7 protein-coding genes and 1 pseudogene are annotated in these 7310 nt (G+C 59.0%); 5 read left to right on the top strand and 3 right to left on the bottom strand.

What is annotated here, in order from left to right; genetic code table 11:
- Nucleotides 1-167: 167 nt before the first annotated feature.
- The 4 genes and pseudogenes from JKL45_RS28865 (at nt 168) to JKL45_RS28850 (ending at nt 3415) form a co-directional block, all read left to right on the top strand.
- A complete protein-coding gene (locus JKL45_RS28865; RefSeq protein ID WP_201865211.1) occupies nt 168-536 on the top strand; it encodes a hypothetical protein in 369 nt (122 codons plus the stop codon).
- Between the two features lie 897 nt (nt 537-1433).
- On the top strand, nt 1434-1775 hold the full coding sequence (locus JKL45_RS28860) for a hypothetical protein (RefSeq protein WP_201865210.1): 342 nt from the start codon (nt 1434-1436) through the stop codon (nt 1773-1775).
- A gap of 334 nt (nt 1776-2109) precedes the next feature.
- A pseudogene (locus JKL45_RS28855) lies at nt 2110-2723 on the top strand (IS5 family transposase); the annotation flags it as partial.
- A gap of 311 nt (nt 2724-3034) precedes the next feature.
- Nucleotides 3035-3415, top strand: coding sequence for a metallophosphoesterase family protein (locus JKL45_RS28850; RefSeq protein WP_201865209.1), 381 nt, complete (start codon nt 3035-3037; stop codon nt 3413-3415).
- A 73-nt stretch (nt 3416-3488) separates the two neighbouring features.
- Here JKL45_RS28850 and JKL45_RS28845 read toward each other — a convergent pair whose 3' ends face one another.
- The 3 genes from JKL45_RS28845 to JKL45_RS28835 form a co-directional block, all read right to left on the bottom strand.
- Nucleotides 3489-4673, bottom strand: a complete 1185-nt coding sequence (locus JKL45_RS28845; RefSeq protein WP_201865208.1) for a hypothetical protein — start codon at nt 4671-4673, stop codon at nt 3489-3491.
- Between the two features lie 241 nt (nt 4674-4914).
- Nucleotides 4915-5586, bottom strand: a complete 672-nt coding sequence (locus tag JKL45_RS28840) for an RES family NAD+ phosphorylase (RefSeq protein WP_201865207.1) — start codon at nt 5584-5586, stop codon at nt 4915-4917.
- The gene (locus JKL45_RS28835; protein ID WP_246499100.1) at nt 5583-6002 is read right to left on the bottom strand and encodes an antitoxin Xre/MbcA/ParS toxin-binding domain-containing protein; all 420 of its coding nucleotides are present in this window, start codon (nt 6000-6002) and stop codon (nt 5583-5585) included. Before JKL45_RS28835 ends, JKL45_RS28840 begins: the two co-directional genes overlap by 4 nt.
- 283 nt (nt 6003-6285) lie before the next feature.
- Between JKL45_RS28835 and JKL45_RS28830 the strand changes: the two genes are divergently transcribed.
- Nucleotides 6286-7224 (top strand): tyrosine recombinase, encoded by a 939-nt coding sequence (locus JKL45_RS28830; RefSeq protein ID WP_201865205.1) that lies wholly within the window; start codon nt 6286-6288, stop codon nt 7222-7224.
- Nucleotides 7225-7310: the final 86 nt, after the last annotated feature.

Raw genomic sequence — 7310 nt, 5'->3', positions numbered from 1 at the left:
GCAGTCTCTCAAAGCGCCAAGTGTACTCCTCAATCGCGCAACGCACCTGGTCCCAACAACGTTCCGCTACCAAACAGGGAGGCACCAGAGAATTAGGATACTGATCCTGTCGCTACATAGAACAAACGTTACTGTAATGGTTCACAGACTACGTGGACGAGGGTGGAGTGCCGGAGGATGATCTGTTCCCAATAGAGTTGTTACGGCTGCGGGCCCAGGAAAGCATTTTGGCGGAGTTTGGTGGCCGCCGCCCCTCTATAGCCGAAGTGGCTCGCATTCCGGATGCCCAACTGATGAAGCTTTCAGGGTTTGGTCCGTCCACAATCAGGCAGGTTCGTTCGATCACCCGGAGCGGGATTGCAACGTCCTCTGAGATAGCAGGTTTGACCAATGCTGAGTTGCTGTCGGTGCATGGTGGTCTAACGCACGAACTCACCTGCCTGCGTGATGAGTTCCATCAGCGCGAACTTGAGCTTCGAGCGCGGTTACGTGCGGCCCGCCACGAACTTCGCGTGAGAGGTCTTGCTCCAAAGTGAGGGCACCGGCTGACGAACGAGGGAAAGCCGCAAGACACGCTCAGGGCTCAAGAGAGTATCCAGAGGGAAGAACCACCGCGAGTTAGGAAGAGGCGTGCAGGTACGGGCAAACAATCCTGGATAGGCAATGTTCCAGTATGGATTGAGCTGATAAGCTTACGGGTCTAAAGGTGCATGAACCCGTTCGACACTTGAATCAGGAACCCAGCCCAGCTGACCCGCGACATAGGTGTATAGCTGTGTTTCGAGAAAGCGGTGCTTGACGGCCACAACAAGGTCGCGCCGTCCTGAATACCTCCAGTGAGGACCATCCGCCTTAGCTGGCACCCTGACTTCAGTGTCATGGGATACAAGGCCGTGGTGCCTGTTTAGCTCAAAGTTGATGCGGTATTCGTCAGAATCTTTTCGCCCAATCTCTTGAACTCTTACCTGAGCCACGACCAGAACACCGCCACGGCCTCGCAGGGGTTCGGCCGAGAGCTTCATAGTGTCCCAAAGGATGTTAGAGCGTGTCCCAGGATCAGGCATCGCCGTTCTCCAAGCCCCTTTGTGCAACTCCTATGGCAACTGAGAACACGGCAAGATGACAACACTTGCTGCCGCCGTGGCGGTAGCAACAAGCATCCCATTCATCGTGCCATTGGCTGTACGAGGCCTGTTTCTGAAACTAAGTAGCAGCTAAACAAGACGCAGCCCACCAAATAGGATTAACTTACATCAACGCGGGCCGACCCATGTGGTTCTGCCGTTAGATGCCGTGTTGGCCCTTCCACTATCGCCTGCGTCTCCTCAGCCCATCAGAAGTCTAGCAAGAGCGCTCTCTTGGAACCCACAAGCTTGGCTCTCGCTTAGTCATAGGAGGCTTGGTAGAGGCTACAGTGTCGAGGGAGGGATCCCATGCCGTTTGGTCAGATTTCCGTTGTTGAATGGCCCCCAGCCCTGGCTGCTCTGCTACAGGAGGCAGAGATCACATCCGACAGCAATGGCAAGCTTGTCTGCCGCATTGATGCAGATGTGGATGCCGAAACCCTGCGTACCATCCATGAGTTCGAGGCGCACCTGCGCCGCCGCTTAGTTCAACTCAGGTTGGAAGAAGGTGCCGAATGCATGACTGGCGAGATGAACCCGTCCTTCAGCATTGGTGCTCCAACCGACCGAGATCACAGCATCGTAAAGGTGCGCCTCAGCTTTCATGATCTTCAGAGTGGTGAGTGTGTTGACGTGGCGGATCACTCTTGAGGTCTTTGTAAAGGCATCATGCTCGGCTCTGGACACTTTTGGGATGGCGCGATCCTCAACCGCTAACTTGAACATACCCCCAGCAACCTACTGACCGCCTCCTGTTCTCATAGGGAGCAGCCAATTTCCTGTCGTTCCTGATTTCACTGGCGGCAATTTTGGTTCTGGAGGCGCAACGGACGGGAGGTTTCCAACGTCCGGCGGCTATCGTTCCAAGAGGCAACTCACCGTGCATCTTGAGCTGAAGCCTACTAAGGTTTGTGGACATTCAGGGGGCTGAGGATTCCCGCCGCGGGGAAACTTTGATTCAAGACTGAAAAACTGGAGGTCAGCCTTGAATCGCATGATCCTGAAGGATGAGCAGTGGGAGCGCGTCGCGCCGTTGCTGCCCGGCAAAGCCGGTGATCCCGGTCGCTCGGGAGCGGATAACCGGCTGTTTCTGGAAGCCGTGCTGTGGATGGTGCGCACCGGGGCGCCTTGGCGCGACCTGCCCGCGATGTTCGGGAACTGGAACAGCGTGTTTCGCCGCTTCCGCCGCTGGGCTCAGACCAGCGTGCTTGAGCACGTCTTCCACACTCTCTCAGGCGATCCCGATTTCGAGTACGCGCTCATCGACGGAACCATCGTGCGCGTCCACCAGCATGGCACGGGCGCAAAAGGGGGACTTGTGCTCAGGCCATCGGGCGCTCGCGCGGCGGGTTGACCACCAAGATCGTGGCCCTGGTGGACGGGCTGGGCAATCTGGTGCGCTTCCACCTGTTTCCAGGCCAGCGGCATGACAGTGTTGGAGCACAGCCCCTGCTCGACGGGATCGAGATTGGCGCTCTGATTGCTGATAAGGGCTTCGACACTGATGCGCTACGCCAGGACCTGGATGCCCGTGGCGCGACCGCGGTCATCCCGCCCAAAGCCAATCGTGCGAAGCCAAGAGCGTGTGACTTTGCGATGTAGGGGAGCGCACAAGGTTTGTGCAATAAACCGCGCCAAACTGGACAAACTTAGAACGGTGCTATTCCGAGACTATCGGTTTCTTGGGCGCGATGCGCCATGGAGCAAGCAGAAACTCGCAGAAGATCAAGGCTCTAGCCACATCGCCTATCTCTCAGCTGATGATTGATGCCGTCATGCCACTCCAATTCCTCTGGCGTTAGACTGTGGAAAGTGTTGAGGGCCTACGCAAAGCGAGTTTGGCTCGAATTCGCGCCAAACCGGATGCTGTCGGAGCGATGTTCGCGCTTCGTCCAACTTACCGAGGTTCGTTGAACATACCTTGCGCTCTCCCCGACTTCGTGAAGATCCATGGCGTGACGGTCGACAAGTGGAATGACCTGCACCTGGCGCAGCTCACGTTTCTCGAGCAGGCGAGTGCCGATGTGATCGTCTCACATCATGCTCCCTTTCCTGGGTCGATCCATCCTGACTTCCAGGGCGATGCTCTCAATGCGTTCTTCGTGAACAACCTCGATCCGAAGCGCTTTTGCAAGACCCGGCTCTGGATCCATGGTCACGTCCACACCCCGTTCGACTATCTGGTGCAGGCTGAGAATCATCAGATGCGGGTTGTCTGCAACCCCCTGGGCTATCCGATGACGCGGATCCGGCGCCGCGTCGGGATCAAAATTGTCGAAATCCCTTCTTGAGGCATGTTGAACCAACCTCTGGATGGCATGGTCTGAGGCTCGTGCGCCCCGCACACCACTCGCCGATCAAGCCTCACGCCTGCCGACGTCCTCCCGTCACGCGCAGCGATCCGTCAGCGCCGGTGACCTTCAGTTGGTCAAGGTTGAGGTTCCCAAGCTTCCAAGACTGAAGGATCACAGAGGTGCTCCCGACTGCCTTGGGCTTCACGCCCCCCTCAGTTACACGCTCAATGGTCAGGGTCTTCCCGCTCCAGTCCAGCAGGAGACGGTCGTTCGGACCGAATCCGGCCTGGTCCCACAAATCCCGTGGCAGGCGGATGGACGTGTAGAACCGGTCCGAGCGCTTCGCGTCGGGTATCGACTTGACCACAAGGGGCCCGGAGCCAGTCTCACGAACTTGGTCCTTAGTCTCCGTCGAACGCTGACCCGCTCTCGAGCGCGCTTTTGCCCTGGGTGCGTTCCGAGGTACTGGCTCTGAGCTGAGTTCTGGATCCTGCTGTTCAACCGGTTCAGCCTCTGGCGTAAGCGGCTCTTCTGCCTTGGAGGGCTCTCTCACAGGAGGGGAGGTGTTCGAGATGAGTTGCACCGCGCTAACAACCTCCCGCAGGCCGCCAGAAATCCCGTCAGCCGATTGAACCATCAGGGGTGTGAGCCGCGCGATGGCGTCAATGTGCTGACCGCCAAGTGCCACCAGCTTGCTCACCTGCTCGGCCATGAGCTCCATGGTCGAGCGAATGCTTTTCAGATCCGCGGCCATTCCCGTCAGAGCCTGTTCCACCTCGCGTGACAGGGCAGGGGCTGATCCGGTCTGCGGGGGCGCCTCCGGAGCGGAGGGGCGAGGGGGCTGCACGGGCTTGGCACGGAAGACCTCCGCAGCGAGCGCTTCAGGCTTGCCCAAGTGACGGGCCAGGATATCAGCCGTATCCAGGGACCGCCTGTCCGCTGGGACGCTCACGCCACTTGAAGAGGTGGCAGTATTTGGCGACCTTTGGGGTCCTGCGCCGTTGGACGTCCGAGACTGCTGAACCTCTCGGGGTTTTGTCAGGCAAGCCGAACACAGGTCATGGGCGCGATCGCGGGCGAGAAGCCAGCCGCGCTCTTTGAAGTAGCCTTTGACGAGCTCATCGCCGGTAGGCCTGCTGGCCTCGTAGCTGTCTGTCTTGGAGCACCCGGAGCATCGGGCGGTGAACCGATACTTGGACGGGGCGCCACCGGTACGGGTGATCTGCGGCTCGAACTGACGTGCGATGCCCGGCATCTGGCTGATCCTGATCGTTGAAGTTGAATTTTAGGCGGGGAGACGCAGCGTCATCTCCGTACACAAACAAACGTTAAAGGGATGGGCGCGGCTTAACATTACTTCTGCCAAATGCCAACTAAGCAAAGCCAGGCGGTTCGTTGGTGCTTTCTCGGACATGAATGGACCACACCGCTTGCTAGCGCAGCAATGCGAAAAGGTGCTCGCTAGCAAAGACCTCTTGGCCCCATGACTTCTCCGCCTAAGCGGCGGTGAGTTTCCGCACGTCAATTCGACGTCCGACAGCCGGAACGCGTATCTCGAAATGATCAGCCTGCGTGACATCGAGAATATTCGTGGGGCGATGCGCCACGATGTTGGTTCCTCCACGGCGCCGCAAGCTGTCGTAGATGATGCCAGCCTCACCAGTACGACGGATCGCTTCTCCTAGTTGCTGCGAGGCGTCGTAGCGATCAGGCGCATAAACATCGGCACGCTCTGTCTGTTGGCCGCGTATATCCAGGTAGACACCATTCAGTCGCGCTGAATAGCTTCGATAGATCCGTGTCAATTCCGGAACGCTTCGTGCCACTGCCTCGCGTCGGAGGTGATGTCCAACCTCGGCTACCGCCGTCTCGATTTCGCTGGCAGCATACCAGGCCCCGAGGTCGGGCGAGTTGAACCGCATGCCTGCGGGGCTGACGTGCAGGAAAGCTGCCATCACGATGCTGGCGTTCGGCCGGCCATAAACCCATTCCTGTTGGGGAAGGCGGGCAATGCGGCTGGCCACCAGCCGGTCATTGGTCCACCCGACCAACTCCATGACCGCCGACAAATCGGCAGGCGTTGCCACTGTGTCGAACAGGCCAATGGGCGGAAACTGGGATGGGATCAGGCGATACGTCGGGTAAGGCGCTTCAGCGACGTTGGTCACGAGAAGTGGATATCCGTATCATCATAGGGGATGAAGTTCCGATCTGCCGTATTGGGCTCCATGTAGAGGCCGCCACGGGCTGCATCGAGGAAGCGCCGTACGGTCAGGAGACTATCCTGAGTGCCATCGACCATAAGTTCGATCGGCGGATGACCTCCAAACACTGTGGCCTGATGAGGTCCACGAAGCCATGCCAAGCCTTCCTGTTCCGTTGCGAATAGGACGCGCAACGCCTGGTAGATCCCAAGGACTGCTGAGATCCGGGTCAGAACATCGGCGTCTAGGGTAAACTCGACGTGCTCACGGGCCTGTTTGGCCCACTTGTGATAGGTGGAACGCGCTGGGTACCCGAGGATCCGGAGGCGCTCCTGCTCAGTTAGGCCCCATAGGTCGGCAACGGCCAAGAAGGTACGCATGCCGGGAGCGCTCAGGCGTCTCCGATTAGAGGGCTCAAAGCCCGCTTGCTCCAGGTGAGGGAGATCCTGTGAGGCCGCTTCCGTGTGGTTCTTGAGAGGCTGTGCCATGGCATCACCGCTGTGTCTATATATAGACTATATCTCCATCAGGACATAACGCAATCTTGGCATGAAAGTTCATCGTTGAAAGTACAATAAACCTTTATAACATTTCGCATAATTAGGATTTTGACAAGAAGTTCGTAACCAGCGCCGTGGCAGGGTCCTCTCGCAGGAGAATCACATGCAAACCAATCACCGGCTAGCCCAGCTCTGGCTCGATGCTCTGGCAACAGAACTTGGGGCGTCCGCCGGTACCATCGACACCTACACCGATGATCTCAACTGCTATCTCGCCTGGCTCAATGAGAGCAGCCTCGGCCTGGATGAGGTCAGTTTGGAGCAAATCCGCGACTACATCGCCGCTCTCGATGGGCGCGGCTATGCCGGATCCACCATCGCCCGACGGATTACGGTGGCACGCGGTCTGCACAAGTTCCTGATCGCCGAGGAACTCGGCTCGCGCGATCCCACAGCCAATCTGTCGGCCATGAAGCAGTCCCGCAAGCTGCCCTTCGTCCTGTCGATTGCCGAGACGGAGGCGCTCCTGGAGACGGTTCACAGGCTGGCGGCCGATCCCTCGGTCGGGCTGTACCGGCAGGCCGGCTATGCCCGGCGGGCTGCCCTGTTCGAGACCCTCTATGCCTCGGGCATGCGCATCAGCGAGGCGCTGTCGCTGCCCTCCGATGCGGCGCCTTCCGGTACTCGCATGCTGCTGGTGCGCGGCAAGGGCGACAAGCAGCGCCTCGTGCCCCTGCACGAACGGGCGATTGGAGCCATTGCGGAGTGGCAGAAGCTGGCCCGCGCCTATTCTGGCGGAGCGCCCTCCCCCTGGTTGTTCCACTCGGTGCGCAACGGAGCCAAGGCTCTGACGCGCCAAGCGGCCTTGCTCGAGATCAAGGAAGCTGCTGTGGCCGCAGGGCTGGCCAGTCCCGAGCGGGTGTCACCGCACGTGCTGCGGCATGCCTTTGCCACCCACATGCACTCGGGCGGTACCGATCTGCGCGTGCTGCAGGAGCTCTTGGGCCATGCCGGCATTGAGACCACCCAGATCTACACGCATCTGGATACCTCCCGCCTCCATCAGATGGTCCGTGATCTCCACCCGCTCAATCACGAGTAAGATCCAAATTTAGTCGGCCCTGAATAATGCGGCGGCACGAGGCGGGCGCTGGATTTCAGGCGACCTGAGAAGTATCCGATTGCGCG

This window comes from Microvirga soli (assembly GCF_016734765.1).
Lineage (GTDB): Bacteria > Pseudomonadota > Alphaproteobacteria > Rhizobiales > Beijerinckiaceae > Microvirga > Microvirga soli.
This window is presented reverse-complemented; position numbering and strand designations above follow the sequence as displayed.

Coding starts and splice junctions, on each gene's coding strand:
- JKL45_RS28860 (WP_201865210.1), top strand. CDS start 1,434: ATGCCGTTTGGTCAGATTTCCGTTGTTGAATGGCCCCCAGCCCTGGCT.
- JKL45_RS28845 (WP_201865208.1), bottom strand. CDS start 4,673: ATGCCGGGCATCGCACGTCAGTTCGAGCCGCAGATCACCCGTACCGGT.
- JKL45_RS28835 (WP_246499100.1), bottom strand. CDS start 6,002: ATGCGTACCTTCTTGGCCGTTGCCGACCTATGGGGCCTAACTGAGCAG.
- JKL45_RS28830 (WP_201865205.1), top strand. CDS start 6,286: ATGCAAACCAATCACCGGCTAGCCCAGCTCTGGCTCGATGCTCTGGCA.